The organism is Pseudomonas sp. M5, from assembly GCF_016907075.1.
GTDB classification, from domain to species: domain Bacteria; phylum Pseudomonadota; class Gammaproteobacteria; order Pseudomonadales; family Pseudomonadaceae; genus Aquipseudomonas; species Aquipseudomonas putida_E.
Map to the genome: position 1 here is coordinate 3,841,021 of NZ_JAFBBH010000001.1, position 23,233 is coordinate 3,864,253.

At 63.3% G+C, this 23,233-nt stretch carries 6 protein-coding genes; 3 read left to right on the top strand and 3 right to left on the bottom strand.

Annotated elements, in window-relative coordinates; all coding sequences use genetic code 11:
• Positions 1 to 6: 6 nt before the first annotated feature.
• Both JOE27_RS17575 and JOE27_RS17580 read right to left on the bottom strand, forming a co-directional pair.
• On the bottom strand, positions 7 to 16,419 hold the full coding sequence (locus JOE27_RS17575; protein WP_204919340.1) for a filamentous hemagglutinin N-terminal domain-containing protein: 16,413 nt from the start codon (positions 16,417 to 16,419) through the stop codon (positions 7 to 9).
• A gap of 30 nt (positions 16,420 to 16,449) precedes the next feature.
• Positions 16,450 to 18,105, bottom strand: a complete 1,656-nt coding sequence (locus tag JOE27_RS17580; protein ID WP_281069925.1) for a ShlB/FhaC/HecB family hemolysin secretion/activation protein — start codon at positions 18,103 to 18,105, stop codon at positions 16,450 to 16,452.
• 514 nt (positions 18,106 to 18,619) lie between these two features.
• On the opposite strand from JOE27_RS17580, the gene JOE27_RS17585 reads away from it, so the two are divergent.
• Complete coding sequence (locus JOE27_RS17585) at positions 18,620 to 20,647, top strand: DUF4034 domain-containing protein (RefSeq protein WP_204919346.1); 2,028 nt, start codon at positions 18,620 to 18,622, stop codon at positions 20,645 to 20,647.
• 16 nt (positions 20,648 to 20,663) lie between these two features.
• Here JOE27_RS17585 and JOE27_RS17590 read toward each other — a convergent pair whose 3' ends face one another.
• Positions 20,664 to 20,927 carry an accessory factor UbiK family protein gene (locus JOE27_RS17590; protein WP_012312185.1) on the bottom strand — a complete coding sequence of 88 codons (264 nt, stop codon included), beginning with the start codon at positions 20,925 to 20,927 and terminating at the stop codon, positions 20,664 to 20,666.
• Between the two features lie 364 nt (positions 20,928 to 21,291).
• Here JOE27_RS17590 and glnK point away from each other — a divergent pair, with 364 nt between their 5' ends.
• Both glnK and JOE27_RS17600 read left to right on the top strand, forming a co-directional pair.
• Positions 21,292 to 21,630 (top strand): P-II family nitrogen regulator, encoded by a 339-nt coding sequence (glnK, locus tag JOE27_RS17595; protein ID WP_002555808.1) that lies wholly within the window; start codon positions 21,292 to 21,294, stop codon positions 21,628 to 21,630.
• A gap of 48 nt (positions 21,631 to 21,678) precedes the next feature.
• Entirely contained in the window at positions 21,679 to 23,013 is a 1,335-nt protein-coding gene (locus JOE27_RS17600; RefSeq protein ID WP_046786947.1) for an ammonium transporter, read from the top strand.
• Positions 23,014 to 23,233 lie beyond the last annotated feature (220 nt).

Here is a 23,233-nt window from a genome sequence, read left to right on the forward strand (position 1 = left end):
ATGTTTTCAACGACGAACAGGTGGTAAAGAATCCGGCGGAAGTGGAACATGTGTATCCCCCTGCCCTATACCAGGTTTACCTGTTGCTGGATTCATCGGTTGTTTGCCGGAGTTCTGCCAACGCCAGTATCCGTTCTCGTATCCTGGAACAGGTGATGAACCGGGTGGCATAACTCTAATGTGTTCTCCTTTCGCTGGATCAGTACCAGCTGGAAAGTAGATTTCACCGCCATTTCGCCCCGGTCGACTGACCCACCCTGCCGGAATGACCGGTGCCTGTGGGGGGTTTGATATCTCTTCTACAGCTTTTGGAGTCTTCGATCCGCCTTTTGCGCCAACGGAGCTACCGCCCATGGTCGCACTCAGCAACGTTGAGCCTAGCACGGAAAGGAACCGACTCCCATCTCCCCCTTCGAGCGCGCTCAATTCACTTGCGATGATATTCTGCGCGTCTTGGTTACTACTGCTAATCACATATCCGATGACAACGGATGCGCCATATTCACCTTGAGCAGCTGCTTCTTTAGCTAACGCTCTGAGTTTCGGCTCGTCGGCACTGAGCTTCGCGGAAATATCCTCGCATCTCCCAGGATTATTACGACACAAGTCGGCCAACTTTTTATTGCGACCTTCATCCAGTTCTGCATATTCCTCTCGTACATCTTGTACGCACCCATCATCCGCGCAGGCTTTTTCTTTCGCGCGCTTATCTTCAACTTCTTCATGTGTAAGATAATTATATTGCGTCGAGTAGCTCGCCACCCACGCTCCCATTTGCGAGCTGTCGCCGTCTCCGTTGGCCGCAGCAGCAGCTAAAACACCCAATAACTGTGAGTTCATTAACAGTAACTGCTGCTTTTTCTCAGGCTCCATTTCCGCATAATGCTGCGCAAGGGTATTTACTAACGCCTCATTGAGCCCGGCTGCAACTGCGCCAGTTTTGAAATCGCCTCCAGCCGCCTCCGCTGCCAGCCCGCCCATCACCGCATGGAGTGTAACTTTGGCGGCGCCTCCTTGCTGAAGGTCGAAGCGATTACCCAAATCGCCAACCAGATTGAACCCAGCAGCTGCGAATGTACTGGCAAGGCTACTACGCAGCGCATCACTCAACGCGCTGTCACCACCGAGAGCACGATCCAGCACAGTCGAAGTACCGTTTTGAAGAAGCTGGTTGCCTGCAAAGCGACCAATGCCGTCCCAAGTGGAAAGCCCCCCGGCTGGCAATACGGCGCCACTATTAGGCAGCGCGGTTGAGGTTGCCGTTTCGGTCGCTGTCCAGTCATCGAACACACCGGTGGTCAAACCTGCGGTAATTCCCGAAACCACATAACCACGAAGCGCATCAGAGGACGTCACATCCTTGAGCACCAGGCCCAAGTTGCCTCGATTGTTGATCGTGCTTATGGTCGCTCCGCTTGCCGCACTGGCGGCGATCGAGGATAGCGCCACGTTCGCCCATCCTGCCGCTACGGTCGAACCCGCTGCCGCGCCACCAGCCACGGCACTGGCCGTGGCCGTGCCACTGGCCGCCATGGCTGTCCCGGAACCTGCGGTCGCACCTGCTGCGGACCCCAAGGCTGCACTGGCGGCACCCGCCGTGAGGTAGGTGACGATGATCGCGATGATCAACTGCGCCGCGACACCCAACCCTGCGCTGTTGTATTTGAAGGAGTCGTGCACTTCCTTCACTTGCCGCCAGTCGACATCACCTCGCGCCTCGGCGTCTTTCAGCCAGGCCAGTTGCGGGTCTTGCTGGACCATCAGATCGATGGTCTCTCTGACGCTCTTCTGATCTACCTGCCTAATATCGATCCTTAAGCTATCGGCAGCCTTGATCAGTACCTCACCACTGGCCAGCAAATGGCTCTGACGCAATGTTTCATCGGTGTTGCCCCTGCCTTTGGCGCTGTTCCAGCCAAGGCTGTTCTTGCTCTTGACGTGACTCTCCTGATGCAGGTCCTTGACCGCTTCGAAGGTCACTGCGCCGCCACTGTCGATGATCAGGTCTGCACCACTGTCGAGCTTGGCCGCCTGGTACAACTGGTCACCACCGCTGACCAACATCAGGTCGCCACCTGTGCTGATCGCGCTGCCGACGTTGGTAACCTGGGTGATTTCATCGCGTTTGGTGTACTTGCTGCCGAAGCTGCCCTTCTTTTTCTTGTCGTACAGCGAGTAGTCCAGATCCTCCGCCGCCAGTAAGGCAAGTTGACCGCCTGCCACCAGATAGGCTTCGTCGCCGGCACTGATGCGGCTGGCACTCAGGGCCAGGTCCTGGCCGGCGCTGATGGAGACATCGGTACCGGCTGTCAGCACGGTGGACACCTGGCTGATATGGTCTTCCTGGGTCTTGAGCTTCTTCGAGGTGTACGCCGAATGGGTCTCGTCCGCCGCCGACATCAAGGTCACGTCACCCGTGGCGCTGATTTCAATGGCGCGCTGCGCCTCGATCTGGCTGGCCACCGCGGTGAGGTCGCGCCCTGCCACGGCGGTGAAATCGCGCCCGGCACTCACGCTGGAGCCGTTCTGAGTCACCGACTGGGTGGTGGTGCGCCCATAGGCGGCGCTGTCGATGGCCTCGGCGGAACCCAGCAAAATGTCGCGACCGGCCTTGATTGAGGTGTCGCGCCCGCTTTGCAGTACTCCGCCAACGCTGACGAAATCTCGCCCGACGCCGATGCTCAAGTCGTTGGCGGCCTCGATGCGCGCGGCGCTGTCGACGTAATCGGTACGTAACTGCAAGCGGGCAGCGTCGGTGACCTGGCTGGTCACCGAACGCTCGTTGATCACATCCCCCATCAGCGTGGTCATGCTGATGTCGCGACCGGAGATGATGCCACCGGCCTTGTTAACGATGTCGTTGCCGGCCAGCAGGTCGACCCGGTTACCCGCCTGGATCAGGCCACTGTTGACGATGTCGTTGCCAGCTGCGGCCGAGAGGTTGCTGCTGGCGCGCAGGGTGCCGACGTTGAGCAGATCTTGCCCAGCCACCAGGTTGACGTCATTGCCCGCCACCAATGCGCCATTGGGTGCCAGGCGGTTGTTGGCATTGGCCATGTACAGCACCGGTACCAGCACCTTCTCGCCGTTGACCGTGACCTCTTCCAGCCAGATGATATCGTGCGTCAGCGCCGCCACCTGCTCCGAGGTCAGGCCCACGCCCACCGCCAGGTTCAGTTGCTGTTTGCTGGCGATGGCGTTGTCCATCAGGTACTTGAACATCTGCTCGTCGCTGGTCTGGCCGGCCAGGAAGCGCTGCCCGGTGGCTGCCACCACGGCTTGCTGGAGCAGGCGCTGCTCGTAGAAGCCGTCGCCCAAGCGCTTGGCGCTTTCGTCCGGGTTGTAGCCCAGGCCGGCCAGCAGGTAGTCGGAGCTCATGAACTGCTTGAGGTCGGTGAGCAACGGGCTGGTTTCGACCAGGTACTTGTGCGGCTGAGAGACGAAGGTGCGGTCAGGCAGGCCGGTGACCCGGTCGATGCTCTGCCCGGCCGCGGCCGTAGGCTGCGCGCTGCCTGGCGAGGTGACGGTCGCGCGGCCGTCGGCACTCGGCATGCCGGGGCGATCTGTCGCCGAAACTACGGTTTGGTTGGCCGGCGACAAGGGGTCGACCGTGGTCACCCGTGCAGGTTGCACAGCGGCCACATCGGTCAGCCCGTCACGGGCCTGCGGCGCCAGGTCGGTGCGGCCTGCGGACTGGCCGGCCACAGTGGTGTCGCGGCTACCGGAAGCCAGCCCCGGCACATTCGCCGGGCCTGTCGAACTTCCCGGTGTGCTAACGCTAACCTGGGTGTCGCGGTTCGTCTCGATACCGGCAAGGTCGACAGACTGCCCAGTGGCGCTTAGCGAGCCGGCGGCATCGCCGGAAGGCGCTTGGTTGCCGATGCCGTCGTTGCGGGTGATTTCGCCGGCCTGGCTGCGACCCGATTGCCAGCTGCCGTTGTTGACGCTGCCAACCGCAGACACATCGACCGCACTCGCGGTGGCGTCTAACGTGCTGGCTTCGCGTGCGGTGACCGAGAGTTGCTGCGTGCTGGCCCAAAGCTGGGTGTTGTCGCCAACTTGCATGGTGCGCCCGGTCGTGCCCGGCAGCGCCTGCTCGCGTTGTGCCAACTCAATGCTGGCAGCACCCAGGGTCCAGTTGCCGGCGCCGCTGCCAGCCTGGCCGGCCTGGCCTGCGCTGGCCGCCTGGTCGCTCAGGCGGAACAGGCCGTTGGAGTTGGTCGGCAGGCTGAAGCCCGGCAGGCTCAACGGGTTGATCTGCTGTTGGGCGAGGTTGGGCGGCAACTGCCGATTCAGCACGATCACCGGCGCCAAGCCAGTGCCCATGGTACTGGTATTCAGGCCCCTTGCTGCCCCGGTGGCCGCTTGGCTGTAGGCCCGCTCCACGCCGTTGGAAATGTTGCTGGACGCGGTGATGGCAAGGGCGCCTCCGGCCTGGACAACGGAAGGCAGGTAGTTGGAACCGGCATTTTCCAAGCGTTGTGTGAGGAACGGCGTGGCAGCCTGAATGGTCGCAGGAGCGCTGCTGGGGTGGCCACTGCCATAGTTGGCCGGGAAAATGAACTCAGCGTATTTGTACTTATTGCTGCCGCCTTGCGAATAGCTTGTATCCAGCCTCATGCTGGCGAAATTCACCCAATAGATCCAGTTGCCACTACCGACGGAGCGGCCACCGCCGTTGATCGTCGCCATCGACTCGGCACCCGCCGCATTCCAGAAACGGATACCGCCGGTGTAACCTGCATCGTTGTCTGCGTTGTACTTGGTGATACCCTTCCACGGAATTGAATTGGCATTGCCGATATCGATGTACTTCAGCTCCGAATAGCCGTTGAGCGATGTGCCGGTATTGGCAAAGGAGCCGGTATTGATCGTGATGTTACCGGAGGCTGCAACCGTGGAGTTGGAGTTGGCGAAGACATCGCTGGCCACGCTCAGATTAAGCCCCGACACCAGGCTGGCCTGTTGCTCGACCGCCCCCACAGCCTCATAGGTGTAGGTCTGCCCCCAGACCAAGTGCGAGCTCGGCGAAATCTGAACGCTGCCGTCCATGTAGCTAGAGCAGCTGTAGCAGCGCACGCCGATGTAACCGGACTGCACCGTCGGCGTGAGACTGAAGTCGACGCGCTTGTTGCTGACGGTGCTGGCCGCGATGGTGAAGTCGCCAACGCTTTCCATCGTCCCGGAAATGTTTTCCAGCAGGGCCGAACGATTGCCCTGGGCGTCCCGAGCTACCCGGATCGCGCCCAGGCTGTAGATATCGCCCTGGCGGTTGGTCAGGCTTTGGGTGTACAGCGCCATGTCCGTGCCGCTGTAGATGAAACCGCCCTGGTTCGACAGGTTGCCGGTGCTCAGGGTCAGGGCCTGGGCGCTGCCCAGCGAACCGTAGTTGTCGATGCCACCCGCCTGGACCGTGAGGCTGGACGCCGACGTCAGGCGTCCGGCATTGCTCAGCAGGCCACCGACATTGAGCGTGCCGGCTGCGCCGGAAGCGAGGCTGCCGCTGCCACCCAGGGTCAGCTGGCTGAGGGTCAGGTTCATGGCCCCAAGGCTGCTGACACGCCCGCTGGCATTCAGGCTGCCGGCAAGGCTAAGGTCTAGCCCGCCATCACTGGCGATCACCCCTGCCGTGCTCCAATTGTTGCCGCTGCCGCTGAAACGTTCCGAGGCCAGCAGTTGCCCACCTGCCGTCTGGTTCAGTTCATCGACGTTGACGGTCAGGCGCCCGGCCTGGATCACACTGCTATTGGTCCAGCTGGTCGCCGTCAGCGTCAGCCCGCCCCGGGTGACCAGGGTGCCGCCGCTGTTGGTGATGTTTGCCGTGGAAACGTCGAAGGTGCCGGTGCCGCCATGCAGCACGGTGCCATCGAGGTTGCTCAGGCCGCTGGTGTTGAGGGTCAGGTCGGCGTTGGCCACCTCGACCCTGCCGTTACGGTTGTCGAAGCCACCGCCGATCTGGAAGTCGCTCTTGCCTGTCGTGCCCAGAGCCCGCAGTTGGCCACCCTGGTTGTCCACTGCGGCCGCCGACACCAGCAATTGCGTGTCGCTTTCGACGACGCCCGAACGGTTGATCAGGGTGTTGCCGAGCGCCAGTTCGATGCGGTTACCCGCCAACTGCCCGGCACTGTTGTCCAGGCTGCTGCCATCGACCTGCACCAGGCCTTTGGCATACAGACCACCGCCAGCATTGACCAGGCCCGCGCTGCGGATCCGGGCATCGCCTGACTGGGCGGCAACCCGGCCGCCACTGTTGTCGATGCTGCCGGCCACCAGCAACAGTTGCTGGCCCTGCACCACACCTCCGTTGCCGGCGAGGTCGCGCCGGTTGTCGAGCAGGCCGCTGACGTTCACGTCCAGCAGCCCGGCGACGCTGGCCAGGACGCCACCCTGGTTACCCAGGCTGCCGGCCCGCTGCACCACCAGGTTGCCGCCCTGGGCCAGCAGCTTGCCGCCGCGGTTCTCCAGTGCCCCGGCGATGTCCAGCAGCACGCTGCTGCGCCCCTGCACTTCGCCCTGCTGGTTGAGCAGTTCGCCCGCCTGCAACGCGACATCGGCGTTTTCGCTGTAGATCAGCCCCTGGCTGTCGTTGCGCAGGGTCGAAGCGACATTGACCTTGACCTGGTCCTTGGCCGCCAAGGTACCCAGCTGGCCGTTGTCGAAGCTGCCGGCATTGAGCGCCAGCCCGCTGCGGCTGATGATCTTGCCGCCATGGTTGAGCACCTGCCGGGCCTGCACCAACTGCAGCGCCTCGGCGCTGACCAGGGTGCCGCCGCTGTTGTCGAGGTTGCCACGCAAGTCGAGCAGCAGGCTGCCATTACCGGCGATGCGGCCACCACGGTTGTCCAGGTCACTGCCGTTGACACTCAGCAACTGCTGGGCATCGATGCTGCCGCCCAGGTTGGCCAGGGTGGCCGTGTTCAGTTGCAAGGCTGCGCCACTGGACAGCACGCCGCCGCTGTTATCGAGGCTAGCCGCATCGACGTCCATGCGCCCCTGGCTTACCAGGGCACCGTCCCCACCATTGAGCAGGGCACCGGTGAGTTGCACATCCAGGGCACCCTGGCGACTGGAGAGTGTGCCGAGGTTGCGGTTGTCGAGGCTGCCGCCTTTGAGGCTCAGCCACTGCCAACCGGACAACAGGCCGCCCTGGTTGTTGACGCTGGCGGCGGAAAGCACCAGCTGCCGTGCGCCAATCAGTTTGCCGCTGGCGTTGATCAGGTTACTGGCGGTCAGCGCCAGGTCCTGTGTGGCAGAGATCTCGCCCCCGCTGTTGTCGACACTGTCGGCGTTGATGCTCACACCCGTCTGGCCGTTGATCAGGCCAGCCGCGCTGTTGTTCACCGCGCGCGACGTCAGCGACAGGCCTTCGCCCGCCAGTAGCGCCCCGCCCTGATTGCTCAGCCTGTCGCTGTTCAGGGTCAGCTGGCCTGCCGCGCTGATCAGACCCTGCTGACCGTTGTCGAGCAGGCCACTGCTGCCCAGCAACAAGTCGCTGCGGCTGTTGAGGGTGCCCCCACGGTTGTCCACCGCGCCTGCGCTGACGCCCAGGCTGGCGGCACCGACCAGGCCCTTGAGGTTGCTCAGGGTCTGGGCGATGACCAGGTTCAGGCCCTGGCTGGCGAGTACACGGCCGCCATCGTTGTCCAGGCTACGAGCAGTGAGAGTGAAGGCCTGGGCGCTGGAGATTTCGCCCGCGCGGTTACTGACATCGGCCAGGTTGCTCAGCCGCAACGGGCCGACGCTGTTGATCAGGCCACCCTGGTTGTCCAGCTTGCCGCCCTGGAGGTCGAGACTGAGACTGGTATTGCCCGACAGTTTGCCACCCTGCTGATCGAGCCCGGTAACCGTGGCGGTCAGCGCGCCGAGGCTGCCGATGCTGCCACCGTTGATCACCTGCCCGGCGTTCAGGTCGAGGGTCTGCGCGCTGTTCAGCTTGCCGCCCCGGTTGCTCACCGCACCGGTCCCCACACTGACCGCACCTTTGGCACTGATGCTGCCCTGGTCGTTGACCAGGCTGGCACTGCGCAGGTGCAGGCGAGCATCGGTAAGCAGTTCGCCGTCGCTGTTGTCGAGCGCCCCGGCCACGGTCAAAGTCAGGTCGTCGGCACTGCCTAGGCTGCCGCCCTGGTTGTCGAGGCTGTTCGCGCTGACCACCAGCGTCGACTCACTGCTCAGCGTGCCCTGCCGGTTGCTCAGTTCGCCGCTGAAATTCAGCACCAGTGGCCGCTGCGAGAAGATCGCCCCGCCGCTGTTGTCCAGGCTGGCACCGCTCAGGTCCACGGCCTGCCCGTGCAGTTGGCCACGGGTACGGTTGAGCACCTGCAGCATCGCCAGCGTCAGCTTGCCGCCTGCGAACAGAACACCATCGTCACTGTTGTCCAGATACTGCCCGGTGAGGGTGAGGTCGCTGTTGCTGGTCAGCTCGCCTGCCCGGTTGTCCAGGCTGTCGACGGCGAGGTCCAGCACCTGGGTAGCGCCGATCAAGCCACTGCGGTTGTCCAGGCGGCTCGCGGCGACGCTGACGCGATCGGTGCCGACCAGTTGGCCACCCTGATTGTCGAGGGTACCGGCCTTCAGCTCGACCAGTGCCTTGCCGGCGATCTGGCCTTGGCCATTGTCGAGGTTGTCACTGTCGAGCGTGAGCACATTGTCGGCAATCAGGGTGCCGCGGCGGTTCAGCAACGACTCGCCAGCATGGACCGCCAGCGAACCATGGGTGCTGATCAGGCCGTCGCTGTTGTCCAGGCGCTGGCTGTCCAGCGCCAGTTGCGCCCCGCTGATACGACCGTTGCGATTGCCCAGCACCTGGTCGACGCGCAAGGCCAAATGCTGGTTGCTGACCAGCTTGCCATCACTGTTGTCGAAGCTGCGGGCGGCAAGATCGAGCGCGCCCTGGCTGGAGATCTCGCCACCCTGGTTGGTCACCGTAGCCAGGTTCTTGAGGGTCAGGCTCGGGGCATTGATCAGGCCACCATTGATCAGCGCGCCCTGGTTCAGGTCCAGGGTCAATTGGCGGTTGCTGAACAACTCGCCCTGGTCCTGGACCAGGCCAGTGACGCTGGCGTCGAGCACGCCGTTGCTGGCGATGCGCCCGCCGTTGCTGACCTGGTCGGCGTTCAGGGTCAGGTCTGCGTTGCTGATAAGCCGGCCGCCCTGGTTGTTATCCAGGCGTCCAGTAACCACGGTGGTGTTGCCCTGGCCCTTGATCAGGCCTTGCTCGCTGTTGTCCAGGCTGGCGCTTTTGAGGTTGAGCCCCTGACCGCTCTCCAGCACGCCGCCCTGGTTGAGCAACCCGGCCGCACCGTTCAGCATCAACTGGCCCGCGCTGGAGATACTGCCCGCGCGGTTGTCCAACAGCTGCCCGTCGAGACTCAGGGTGCCCTCGCTGCCGAGGCGCCCCTGGCGGTTATCGAGGCCGCCGTCAAGCGTTCCTGCGCCTTGTGCGGCAAGGCGAACCTGCAACGATTGCTGCGCGGCGAGGGTACCCTGGGCGTTGTCCAGACGGGCAGCGGCCAGGTTGATGTCACGGGCGAACACCAGGCCACGAGCCTGGTTGACCAGCCGAGCCACGGTCATTTCCAGCGAAGTGCCCGCCAGCAGCTTGCCCGCGCTGTTGTCCAGCTGGGTGACGCCAAGCGTGACCTGCTGCTGGCTGGAGATTTCCCCGCCCTGGTTGTTCACGGACTGCACCTGCAGGCGCAGTGCCTTGCGGCTGCCGACCAGGCCACCCGCGCTGTTGTCCAACTCGTCGCCGGTCAGGCTCAGCTCGCCCTCGGCCACCAGTTCGCCGCCTTGCTGTTCAAGCAGGCCGATGCTCCCCACCAGATCGCCCTGGCTGGCGATACGCCCCTTGCCGTTGCCGACTGAATCGGCCTTGAGCCCCAGCCCACCGCTGGCGCTGACCAGGCCGCCCTGATTGAGCAGCTCACCGATATCGAGGTCCAGCGCCTGCACGCCGCTGATCAGGCCTGCGCGGTTGTCCAGCTGCGCCAGATGCAACTGCATGTCCTGGTTGGCGCGCACGATCCCGCCACGGTTATCCAGCGACGTGCCCCTGAAGGTCAGGGCGTCCTGCCCGGCGAGCCGGCCGCCACGGTTGTCGAGGCGCTCGACTTGCAGCGCCATGGCGCCCTTGGCGAGCACGCTGCCACCGTTCTGGTTATCCAGCAGGCCTGCGACGCTCAGCCCCAGGCTGCCGTCGCTGACCAGGCTGCCATTGCCACTGTTGTCCAGGCTGCCAGCAGTGACCTGCAGCACGCGCCCGGCACCCAAGGTACCGCCCTGGTTGGACAGTGCACCGCCCACCTGCAGGTCAAGGGCAACATCGCTCATGACCTGGCCACGATCATTACTCAGGGACTGGGCTGCGACCTTGTTGACCCCAGCGGCGGAGACTTCGCCGGCCGCGTTGAGCAAGGCGCCAGTGATCGCCAGATCGAGGTTGGCGCCACTGCTGAACAGGCCATTGCTGTTGTCCAGGCTGGCGGCCTTGGCCGTCAGGCCGTTGGCGGTGATCTGGCCGCCGACGTTGAGCAACGCCTGACGGATGTCCAGATCGATGCCCTGGTCGCTGAGCAGGCCACCGTCACTGTTGTCGAGGCTGTCGGCCAGCAGGCCGAAACCCTGCTCACTGGAGATCTCGCCGCCTCGGTTGATGACTGTGGAAAGGTTGCGCAGCACCAATGGCCCCGGCGCGTTGATCAGGCCACCACTGTTGTTCAGCAGGCCGTGGTTCAGGTCCAGGGTCAGGGCGCTGTTGCTGTATAGCTCGCCGCCACTGCGTTGGTCCAGACCGTGCAATGAGGCCGTGAGCGCCTTGACGCTGGCAATCGTGCCGCCCAGGTTCTCTACCTGCCCGGCTTTCAGATCGAGCTGGTCGAGGCTGATGAGGCGCCCGGTCTGGTTGTTGAAAGCGCCAGTACCCAACGTTATCGAGCCATTGGCAGCGATGCGCCCAGCAGTGTTGTCGAGGCTGAGACTGGAAAGCGCCAGGGCACCGGCGGCAAGCAGCTCGCCCCCCTGGTTGCCGATGCCCTGCGCCGTGGAGAGGCGCAGGTCGGCATCGCTGCGAATCACGCCCTGGCGGTTGTTCAGTTGCCCACTCGAACCACCACCCTGCAGCAGCAGTGAAACGCCGGTCTTGCCATACAGGCTGCCTTGGGCGCTGTTGTCCATCTGCCCGGCAACGATGGTGACGGCCCGTTGGCCGGAGATGATGCCCTTGGCCTGGTTGTCCAGACGCGACAGAGTCAGTTTCAGAATGCCATTGGCGACGACCTGGCCTGCGCCACTGTTGTCCAGGGACTCGCCGTTGATGTCCAGGTCCGTAACACTGGCGATCTGGCCCGCACGGTTGTCGAGCCGCTCGACCGAGAGTGTCATGCCGTTGCCGGCATTGAGCAGACCGGCCTGACGGTTGTCCAGCGCGTGGCTCTGCACCCGCAATTGCCCGGTCGCGACCACGTTGCCACCGCGGTTATCGAACTGGCGGGCTTCGACGTCGATGTCATGCTTGCCGGTGATTCGCCCGGCAGCGTTGTTGAACAAGCTGTCGGCGCGCAATTGCAGGGCCCCGACGGCGCCCAGCACTCCCCCCTGGTTCAGCAACTGACCGCTAACGGCCAGCGCCATCGTGCCATCGCTGGCAACACGCCCCTGACCGTTATCGAGGCTCGCGGCCTCCAGGCTCAGCACCTCGCCGGCCAGCAACTGGCCAGTGCGATTGTTGACCGCACCGGTCTGGCGCAGGTCCAGGCGCGTGTCGGCCTGGACTAGGCCGGCGCTGTTGTTCAGCTCGACGCTGTTCAGCGCAACGCTGCCACCCAGAACGCGCCCTTGCTGGTTGTTCAGCAGGCTATCCACGGCCAGTTCAAGACCCTCGCGGGCCTCCAGGCTGCCTTCGCGGTTCACCAGGCTGCCCGCGCGAACATCCAGCGAGGCGGCCTTGATCTGCCCCAGGGTGTTGTCCAGGGCCTGGGCGATGCGCAGGGTCAGGCCTTGCTCGCTGAGGACCTTGCCGCCGTTGAGCAGCTCGATGGCAGCCAGTTCGAAAGCCTGGCCACTGGAAATTTCACCGCCCTGGTTGCTGACGCCGGCGAGCTGCTTCAGCAGCAATTGGCCTGGTGCGTTGATCAGCCCACCCTGGTTGTTCAAGTAGCCATTGTTCAAATCGAGGGTGACATCCGCCTGGCCGTAGAGCCGGCCACCGTCATGCTGGTCCAGGCTGGCGACCGAGGCCTGCAGTTGCCCGCTGCTGTGAATGCTGCCACCCAAGCTGTTGTCGGTAGCACCCGCATTGAGGTTAAGGTCGCCCGTGCTGTCGATCAGGCCGGCCTGGTTGAGCAGTTGGGCGCTGATGCGTGCGGCCAGGCCGCTGTCACTGCTGAGTTTGCCTGCGCGGTTGTCCAGGCTGGCGACGTTGAGTTCGGCCGCTTGCCTGGCGTACAGCACCCCCTGGCGGTTGTCCACGGCGGCGAGGCTGTCGAGAGTCAGCTGACGGTCGCTCTGAACCAGGCCTTGCCGGTTGTCCAGCGCACCGACGCTGATCACCGCCTCACCGGCCAGCAGTTGGCCGCCCTGGTTGTCGACGCCACCCTCGGCTTGCAGCGCAAGCGCGCCACTGCTGCTGACGCTACCGGCCTGGTTGACCAAGGCTCCCGCGCGGATATCCAGCTGGGCTGCCGAAACCAGGCCTTTGGTGTTTTCCAGCACACGGGCGATACGTAAGGTCAGCCCCTGCTCGCTGAGCAGCTTGCCACCGCCGTTGTCCAGTGCACCGGTGGCCAGCAGAAAACCGAGGTTGCTGGAAATTTCGCCACCGCGGTTATCGACCGACGCGACATTGTTTAGCAGCAGGCGACCGGTTGCATTCAACCGCCCACCCTGGTTGTCGAGGCGCCCCTGGTTCAGGTCGAGGGTGAGTGCGCCCTGACTGAGCAATTGCCCGTCACCGTGCTGGTCAAGAGCGCCCAGCCTGGCATCGAGCTGTTCGCCACTGCTGACCCGGCCGCCGCTACTGTTGTTCAATGCCCCGGCTTGCAGGTCGAGGCTGCGCTCGCCGCGCAGCGTGCCGTTGGCGTTGCTCAGCGTGCCGTCGAGCATTAGCCCAAGATGGTTGCCTGCGAACACCGCACCCTGCTGGTTATCCAGTTGTGCTCCACGCAGGAAAAGCTGGTCCCCGGCACTGAGATGACCTGTCTCGTTGTGCACCTCTCCTGCGCTGGTAAGCTTCAAATTTCGGTCTGCCTGGATTCGACCGTTGCGGTTGTCCAGCGTGGCAGTGGAAATCAGGCCTTCTGCGGCCTGCAGTTCGCCGTCGGCGTTGCTCAGCGTACTCTCAACGGCCAGTGTCAGGTCATCGCGTATGTTCAGCTTGCCTTGGCTGTTGCCGAGGCTACCCAGCTGCGCGTCCAGCCGCGCCGCAGAAACCAGCCCGGCCGCGTTGTCCATGGCCCTGGCGATACGCAGGGTCAGCAGTTGCTCGCTGAGCAATTTGCCGCCCCGGTTGTCCAGGCTGCTGGCATCCACGGTGAAAGTTTGGCGGCTGGAGATCTCGCCGCCCTGGTTATCGACACTGTCCAGGTTGCGCAGCAGCAACTGCCCCGGGGCGTTGAGCAGGCCGCCTTGATTGTTCAAGTGACCGTGATTCAAGTCCAGGACCAGGTCGTTCTGGCTGTAGAGCTGCCCGCCACCGGCCTGCATCAGCTCGCTGACGCTGGCTTGCACATTCTGGCCGTGGACACGCCCTGCGTTGCGGTTATCCAGTTGCGCGGCACGCAGTTGCAAAGTAGCCCCGGCGGCCAACTCGCCCTGCTGGTTGACCAGGTTGGCGCTGCTCAGTTGCAGGTTGGCACCGGCGCTGAACAGGCCACTCTGGTTGAGCAAGTCGCCTGCCAAGGCCGCTGTCAGGTCGCCGCCGCTGGTAAACTTGCCGGAACGGTTATCGAGCTCACCGGCGGTCAGCGCCACGTTTACGCCGCTGGCCAGGATGCCGTCACGGTTATCGACACGGACTGCGTTCAGCTGCAAGCGGTCGGTGGCCTGGATCCGGCCGCCCTGGTTATCCAGAGCCCCCACGTCGAGGCCGAGGTTTGCGCCCACCACCTCACCGCCACGGTTATCCAGCCCAGCTGTGGCTACAAGGCCCAGGTCATCCTCGCTTTTGAGCTTGCCAGCGCGGTTGTCCAATTGGTCGGCACGCAGTTCGAAACTGCGCACGCTGGAGATTTCGCCGCCCTGGTTGTTCACCGAGGCGAGGTTGAGCAGTTGCAGCGAGCCCGGTGCGGTGACGAGGCCGCCCTGGTTGTTCCAGCTGCCATGGTTGAGGTCCAGGCTGACACCGGCCTGGCCGTGCAGGCGGCCGGCACTGTTGTCCAGGCTGCCGACCGCGAGCCGCATGTCGCCCTGCGCGGTCAGGTTGCCGTCGTGGTTGTTCAGGGCGCCACTGACACGGGCATCCAGGCCTGCCTGACTGCTGATCATGCCTTGCTGGTCGTTGAGCAGGCTGGCGGCGTCGAGCCACAAGCCACTGGCGGCGATCAGCCCCGCGCTGTTGCTGAGGGTACGGGCAATGCTCAGGGTTAGGCCCTGGTCACTCAACAGTTTGCCAGCACCGTTGTCGAGGCTGCTTGCGCTGACGTTGAAGGCGCGCTGGCTGGCGATTTCACCCTGACGGTTATCGACGCCATCGAGGTTGCTCAGGGTCAGTTGCCCGCTGGCGTTGATCACACCACCGCGGTTGTCCAACAGTCCGCGACGCAGGTCGAGGCTCAGGTCACCCTCGCTGACCAGGCGCCCGCCGCCCTGCTGATCAAGGCTGCCGACGCTGGCCGTCAGACGCTGTTTGCTGGTGAGCTGGCCACCGCTGCGGTTGTCGAGCAGGCCCGCGGCATACAGGTCGAGCGCTTGCCCGGCTGCCACCAGGCCGGCGACGTTGTCCAGCGTTGCCACGTGCAGGGTGACTTGCCCCAGGCCCGACAATTCGCCATTGCGGTTGATCAGGCTGGTGCTGCTGACACTTAATGCACCGCTGCTGCCCAACAGCCCGCCCTGCCCGTTGAGCAGGCTCTGGCTGTTGACGCCAAGGTTGGCGCCAGCAAGCACACGCCCGTGGTTCTGGTTGTCGACCCGGGTGACCTCAAGCTGGGCATTGCGCCCGGCGCTCAGGGAGCCCCCCTGGTTGGCCAGCTCGCTGGCCGTGACCGCAACGTCCCGGCTGGCGACCAGGGTATGGCCAGTGTTGTCCAGCGACTGCGCACTAATGCGCACATCACCTTGGCTATTGCGGCTGTTGTCGGCGTTGACCCCGGCTTCAATGACGCCCTGGTTGAGCACCCGCCCTGCGCTGTCGAGGCGCACGCTGTCACGCGCTGCCAGGTTGCGCTGGTTGCGCAACTCGCCTTGGGCGCTAATGGCCAGGTCCTTGCCCGCATACACAGTCCCCTGGGCATCGACACCCTGTGCTTTGGCAGTCAGCGAGCCGCCGGCGGACACCTGGCCGAGGTTCAGCTGGCCATTGGCATCGATCTGGATATCGCCCCCGGCAATCATGTCGCCGGCCAGTTTCACTCCCACCCCAGCCTCGGTACCGACCAGGCGAATGGTATCGACGTACATGCCGCCAAGGGCCGATGAGTCGATCGCCAGCTCCGGCACTTTACTGCCATCAGCCGCCCGCGCGGTGGCCGTCAGCGTGCGGGCATCGACATCGTTGCGCCCGGCGACGATAGCCAGTTTCTTCGCCTGGATCTGTGCATTTACCTGCGCCGCCCGGGTGATGATCTCGAACTGGTCGACATTGCTCGCGTTGAGCCCCGCGCCCTGAATCGCGATAGCCCCCTGATCGACTTGGTAACGGCTCAGTTGACCGTTCTCGATCACCGGCTTGCCAGTACTCAGGGTCACTTTTGGGGTATTGATGAAGCCGCAGCCATCGCAGCTGATGCCATGGGGGTTGGCAACGATGACGTGGGCGGCTTTGCCCGCCACTTCGGTGTAACCGCGCAACTGGCTGGGATTGGCGCCGTTGACCTCATTGAGGATGATATCGGCGGCACGACCGGAGAAATTCGGGTTGCCGACGATGATGCCGCCCAGCTGGGTGTTCTGCGTGCGCTGCGTCGCGTTATTGAGGATCAGGCCCTGGGCACCGACGTTGTATTCCTTGAAGTGGTTATGCGATAGGCCTTTGCCATTGGGCGCGGCAATGTTGACGATCGGCACGCCATTGCCTGCCTGCGCCAGCCCGGTACCTGGCGCGCTGACCGCTATACCTTCGGCCTGGGCCCACAGCGGCTGCCAGAACATCACGTTGGCCAGCAGGAACGCCAGCGCACGCTTGGGCATGCCACAGAAGGTGTCGCGTGCTTGCATGGCGGAAGAAGGCAGACGAACCATGAAGGCGAATTGGCGAACGTCCATGTAACGACCTCAGGTCAGCAGCGGCGGCGCTTACAGCAGCAGGTCCAGCCGGAAATAGATGGGTGACTCGTGCTCGGTGATGGCATCCGGGCGTTCGAGTGAATGGGCAAGGGTGACGCTGGCGGCCAGGTGCTGGCCGCGGGCGAACAGCTCCAGGGAATGGCTGGAGACGCGGCCGTGCTGGTCGCCACTGAAGCGGTCGTGGCGAATCACGCCTTGGTCGTAGCCGACGCTGGCGCCATACTCGGCGAGCAGCGGGCGCAACCACTCAAGTTGTACCGGACGGCTCCAGCGCAGGTCGTTGCGCCAGTAGCCACCACTGTCGCCGGTCAGGAACTGATCCTTGTAGCCACGCACCGAAGACAGCCCGCCCAGGCTCATGCGCTGCGGGCTGAACAGCGGGTCCTCGCTGCGCTGCCCGGTGAACAGGCTGCTGAAACTCAGGCGTTCGCCCCACAACGCAAACGGCTGCAGGTAGCTGAGGGTGAGGGTGTATTTGCGGTAGCGCGCGTCCGGGTCGCCGGGGGCGTCTGTCTGCCGGGGTTGGGCGCCAAAGGCACCGATGCCTTGCTGCATCCCTAGGTCGAGGTTGACGAACGCAGTGCCGATGCGCCGGCCATGGTTGATGCCAAACTGCGCTTCGCTGAGCCGGTTGCTGCTGTTCTTCAGGCGGCTATCTTCGATGTAGTTGTTCGAGCGCAGGTAGGTCAGGCCGGTATTCAATGCGGTCTTCGAAACGCTGTCACGGTAAATCACCCGCTCTGCGCGAAACTGATGGTTCTGGGTATCACCGGTTTGCTTGAAGGCGAAGTTGTTGGCCATGGCTTGTGAGCGGTAGGCGCTCTGGCTGTAGGCATAGTTGAAGTTCCACCAGCCCCAGGGCAGGTTGTAGTTGAGCATCTCGCTGTGGGAGGTGTGCTGATGGTCGCTGACTGCGTCATGGCCGCCACGGACCAGCAACTGGTCGGCCATACCCAGCGGGCTGTCCCACTCCAGGCCATAACCCCATTGCTGTTCGCCGGTGGCGCGCTGCCCTTCGTTGTTGCGTGACAGGTTGGCCCGCCAAGGCTTGGTCGGGGTGTTGCGCACCTCGACGGTGCTGCCGCCCACGGTGTTGCCTGGCTTCAACTCCATCTTCGCCTGGTTGGACGGCAGGCGGTTGAGCTGATCGACCATCTGCTCGATGTCCCGCAGGTTGAGGCGCTTACCGACCGTGCCGGGGAAAGTCATTGCCAACTCGCGTGCGGAAAGGCCGCTTCCATCGTCACTCTTGAGCCCCTCCAGGCGCCCTTCCACGACCTGCACTTCAAGGTGCCGAGTGGTCAGGTCCTGCTGGGGAAGGTAGGCCCGGCTGGTGACCTGGCCGATGGCCAGATAGTGATCGGTGATGGCCTTGAGCAAGGCATTGAGTTGCGCCACCCCCATGCACTGGCCAAGCCAAGGCTGCACCAGGCGCTCGCGCTCGGCCTGGGACAGGCTGTCGGCACCCTTGATCTCGATGGTATCGACGGGGAAACAGCGTTTGTCAGTGGCTGCCGGCGCTGAAGGCGGTGATGCTTGCTTGCCTGGCAGGTCGCGCAGTTCGTCGAGGCGGCGCTGCTGCTCCTGCAGCAGACGGTCCTGGCGATCGCGAATCAGGTCCTGCTCGCCCGGCGTAGCCGCAAAAGTGCTTTTAGCCGCGCACATGGTTAGGGCTACGAAGCACAACCTCATCACGAGGTGGTGATACTGCATATAACTTCCTTGTGCATATCATTTTGCCATCATTGCCAGCAGATCTTAGGTAGATGGAAAAATGACGTCAACAAAATTACGCCAAACGGTTGTGTATGAAATTCACTTCGCTTGAAACAGGCCAGCTTGCATCAAGGGATAATGCGCTACACCGTTGGAGCAAGTAGCGGCGGCAAAGGAAGGCAGCGGCACCTGGTCGTTAAGGTGCGCGACCAATTCCAGCAGTTGTCCGACGGGAGCCGCTTCCTGCGGTGTTGGCAAGCATAATGAGGTTGAAGAGGCCAGGTGCAGGAAGAGTGCATCCTTGTTGTTCAGATCAGGGCATTGACCCTACGTTTCATACAATCTGACAAACAATGGATCCAATAACTTTGCGCCCGGCAAAGCTATGGCTTAGTGTTCAACCGTTACTGCCTTGCCAAGGGATGGCAATGCATCTCCTCCAAATGGACTTGAGGTACTGCCCGTGCAAACGCTCATTCGCACCCGCCAGCAGATCCTGGAGCGGGTAAAGGCCAAGGAGTTCGCTGAACTCAACCATTTCTTCGATACCCTTCAGGCGCAGTGGCGGCAAGCGCGCCCAGGGGAGTGCCCGGCCTACCTTGAGGCTGTTCAGGGGCACATGCTGGTCGACTGGGATGTAGAAGGCAGCAAGGCCCTCACACAACGCCTCAAAGCCTGGATCGATGCCTGCCCCAAGGCTTATCACCCCCAGGTAGCCATGGGCTTTCACTGCTTCAATCGCGCTTGCCGTATTCGCGGTACGGTTGCCGCCAATGAGGTGTCCGCAGCGCGCTGGCTGGCCGCCGAACAGGCCTGCGAAATGGCCGCAGCGCACTTTCTGCGGGCCATTGAGCGTTGCGCGCAGCCTGTGGCGGCGGTGATCGGTATGTTGCAGATCAGTGCGCACTTTCGTGAACCGGGCTGGCTGGTGGAGCTGTTTCATGGCCGGCCGGCGCGCTTTCGGCCCAGCGCCCATGCCGATGTCGAAGTGCAGGAGGCTGCGGCACCGCTACTGGTCAAATATGGGCTGGCACCGCTGGTTGAGCTGCCGCAAGTGCTGCCGTCGTGCCTGAGTGCCCGCCTGCCCGCTGAGCAGGAACCTGCGCGGGACTACTGGCTGCGCCATGCCTTGAACTGGTTCCCTGGCTGCTTCGAGGTGGTCGAGGCCTATGCCAGCTACCTCACACCCCGTTGGGGCGGTAGTTATGAGGCCATTGATGCCGTGGCCAGCGGCCCTTTGTGCCGGGGCTGGCCTGAAACCCTGCGTAATGCGATCCGCTGGCTGGCACTTGAGGATCAGTTCCGGCTGCCTCCTGCCGATCAGGTGCAGCAAGTGGCGGCTTGGCAGCGAGTCTTCGAGCGGTGGATGCAACGCGAGCTCAGGCCAAAGGAACGCGCCACGCTCATGGCCCGGCGAGGGGCTTTTCGCCGCTTTTCGCTAAAGGATTACCCCGGTGCGATGCACGACTTCGTCGCTTCTGTGGCGCTATACCCCGATCAGGGCTTCGTACCGGCCATTGGTGAGCCGTTCTACAGCTTTGTCTGCCTGGTAGTGACCCATGGCGTGCAAGACGATGCGCACAGCTTGCGTATCGCCATCGAGCGGTTAAGCGAAAACCGCAGGCAAGCGGCGGCCTGTGCCTTGCGGTCCGTGGGGCACCAGTTCGGGTTGTGGGGTTTCAGGCAATGCGCCGAGCAGGCGCGTATCTGGCTGCACGCTGCGGTGAAACGGCAGTGCGGGCGCGAGGGGCTGGGCTTTGATGTACTCGAGGTAGCGCGCCTGCTTTGGGCCGCCAAGTATTACGAGGCCGCTTATTTTCTGTACAGGCAGTGTGCCGAGTGCAAGTTGCCCGATGCCGCAGCCGCGCTTTACGCGCTGCATTGCGGTCGGCTCGAGGGGACGCCGGAATACTACATAGACTCTGGGGCAGCAGCGCATTGGCTGCTGTGTGCCGCGCAGGCAGGCAGCCAGGTGGCCAAGTACGACCTGGCCTGCCAACGCATGCGTAATGACCAGAACTTGAGCGAGCGTAGCGCGATGCTGGCGGTAAGGCGCTTGCTGCTCGATTGCCTAGGCAACGAGGCGCTCGATGCCCAGGCCCGCTTGCAGTTGGCCATTCTGCAGCGCCAGTTCGGCGACCCCCGGGAGCGCGCAGAGGCGGTCGCCTACCTGCTGGATCTGGTGCACTACCCTGATTGCGCGATAGCCGGGCGTGCCAGCGCGGAGCTAGGCCTGGCCTGGATGCACGGGCATGGTACGCGCAAGCCGAGCCGCTTCGCGGCCATCGAGTGGGCCAACCGTGCGGTCGCGCTGCAGCCAGGGGATTCGGCCATCGAGGGCATTCAGGCTCGGATTCGCAACTCGCACAACCTGTTCAGGACGCTGTTCACGGTGTGCGGCGCAACGCTGTTTCGAGGGGACCTGCATGCCAGTGAGCTGCCGCCCAAGCCAAGCAGCCAGGCGCTCGGCCGGCTACGGGCTCCCGCGTGAGGGCGGGGCGCGGAGCTTAATCCTGTGCCGCGGGTGCCATGCGGGCTTCCAGCTCGGCGACCTGCTTCTCCAGGGCCTCCAGGCGCGCACGGGTGCGGGCCAATACGACCATCTGGCTGTCGAATTCTTCGCGGCTGACCAGGTCCAGCTTGCTGAAGGCACCTTGCATCAGCACCTTGAACTGGCTTTCCAGTTCGGCGCGGGGCTGGGCGGTATCGCCACTGAACAGGCGCGAGGCCTGGTCGCTCAGGGCATCGAGAAGGGCTTTGGGCGCGAGCATGATCGGCTGTCCACTGCTGACGGGAAATGGCCGGCAGTGTAACACGGGCCCGTTTTGCGTTCCGTTGCACATTTTTCGAGCAGTCCTGTGCAATGCCGCGCACCAAGACTGTGCATCTTTTCAATGCTGGCGACTGGCCAAGCCTGACTCTTCCACGCAACTGCCTGTTTTTCGGCGCTTTAACGGAACTGGCAAGGTTTCTGCAAAGACCTGTACGAGCCATGCACTGATGCAGTTCCTTGTGACCAGGCAGTGCGCACGCGGAGCCGGATGCCGACGACGCGTTACAAAGCCAACCGCTGCGCTTAGACTTGAGACGGGTTTGTTTTCCTGGGGCAAGTCCACCAAATCGGGAGAGAGTTTCATGAAGCTAGTCACAGCCATCATCAAGCCGTTCAAGCTGGACGACGTGCGAGAGTCACTGTCGGAAATCGGCGTGCAGGGCATCACCGTCACCGAAGTAAAAGGCTTCGGTCGGCAGAAGGGTCACACCGAGTTGTATCGCGGTGCGGAATACGTGGTCGACTTCCTGCCCAAGGTGAAGATCGACGTCGCCATCGACGACAAGGACCTCGATCGAGTGATCGAAGCCATCACCAAGGCTGCCAACACCGGCAAGATCGGTGACGGCAAGATCTTCGTGGTGAATCTGGAGCAGGCAATCCGCATCCGTACCGGCGAAACCGATACCGACGCGATCTAAGCGCCCAAAAAAAGCCTCACCAAACCCAACGCCCCAGGAGAAAACAACATGACTCTGCGTAAGATCGCAGGGCTAGGAGCCCTATTGTCCCTCGTAATGCCGGGCCTCGCCCTGGCAGAGGAGGCTGCCGCCCCAGTACTGAACTCCGGTGACACCGCCTGGATGCTGACTGCCACGGCGCTGGTGCTGTTCATGACCATCCCGGGCCTGGCCCTGTTCTACGGCGGTATGGTGCGTTCGAAGAACGTACTCTCGGTGATGATGCAATGCTTTGCCATCACCGGCCTGATGAGCATTCTCTGGGTCGTTTACGGTTACAGCATGGCCTTCGATACCACTGGTATGGAAAAGGGCGTGCTCAACTTCAATTCCTTCGTCGGCGGCTTCTCCAAGGCGTTCCTCAGCGGCGTAACGCCGGACGGCCTGACGTCGGCTGCCGCACTGTTCCCTGAAGCGGTCTTCATTACCTTCCAGATGACCTTCGCCATCATCACCCCGGCGCTGATCGTGGGTGCCTTCGCCGAACGCATGAAGTTCTCGGCGATGCTGGTGTTCATGGGCATCTGGTTCACCCTGGTCTACGCACCGATCGCGCACATGGTCTGGAGCGGTGATGGCGCGCTGATGTGGGACTGGGGCGTGCTCGACTTCGCTGGCGGCACCGTGGTGCACATCAACGCAGGTATCGCCGGCCTGGTCTGCTGCCTGGTACTGGGCAAGCGCAAAGGCTACCCGACTACCCCGATGGCCCCGCACAACCTGGGCTACACCCTGATGGGCGCAGCCATGCTGTGGATCGGCTGGTTCGGCTTCAACGCCGGCTCCGCCGCAGCCGCCAACGGCACTGCCGGCATGGCCATGCTGGTGACCCAGATCGCCACCGCTGCTGCAGCGTTGGGCTGGATGTTCGCCGAGTGGATCGGCCACGGCAAACCTAGCGCCCTGGGCATCGCCTCGGGTGTGGTCGCCGGCCTGGTTGCCATCACCCCGGCTGCCGGCACCGTGGGCCCGATGGGCGCCCTGGTGATTGGCCTGGTGTCTGGCGTGCTCTGCTACTTCTGCGCTACCACCCTCAAGCGCAAGCTGGGTTATGACGACTCCCTGGATGCCTTCGGCGTGCATGGCATCGGCGGCATCATCGGCGCGATCCTCACCGGTGTGTTCGCGGCACCGGCCCTGGGCGGCTTCGGCGCGGTCACCGATATCGGTGCGCAGGTCTGGATCCAGGCCAAGGGCGTGATTTTCACCGTGGTCTACACCGCCATCGTCACCTACGTGATCCTCAAGGTGCTGGACGTGGTGATGGGCCTGCGGGTCAACGAAGAAGAAGAGTCGGTCGGCCTCGACCTGGCTCAACACAACGAACGCGGTTACAACCTGTAACTGCGACGCTGGAAAAACTTGCCCGGCTTGCCGGGCATTTTTTTTGCCTGTTTTTTGCCATTTCCCGCAGAGCAAACGGTTTATCAGTCACGTTCGCGACGTAAGCCAAAAACTTACAACAAGCAGGGCGTTTATGGAGCTTTGCTTTTTCCACGGGCGCGCTAGAATGCGCGCCGAGAGGTGTTGCACGAGTTGTCCGCACGCTTCGTCAGCCTTTGCT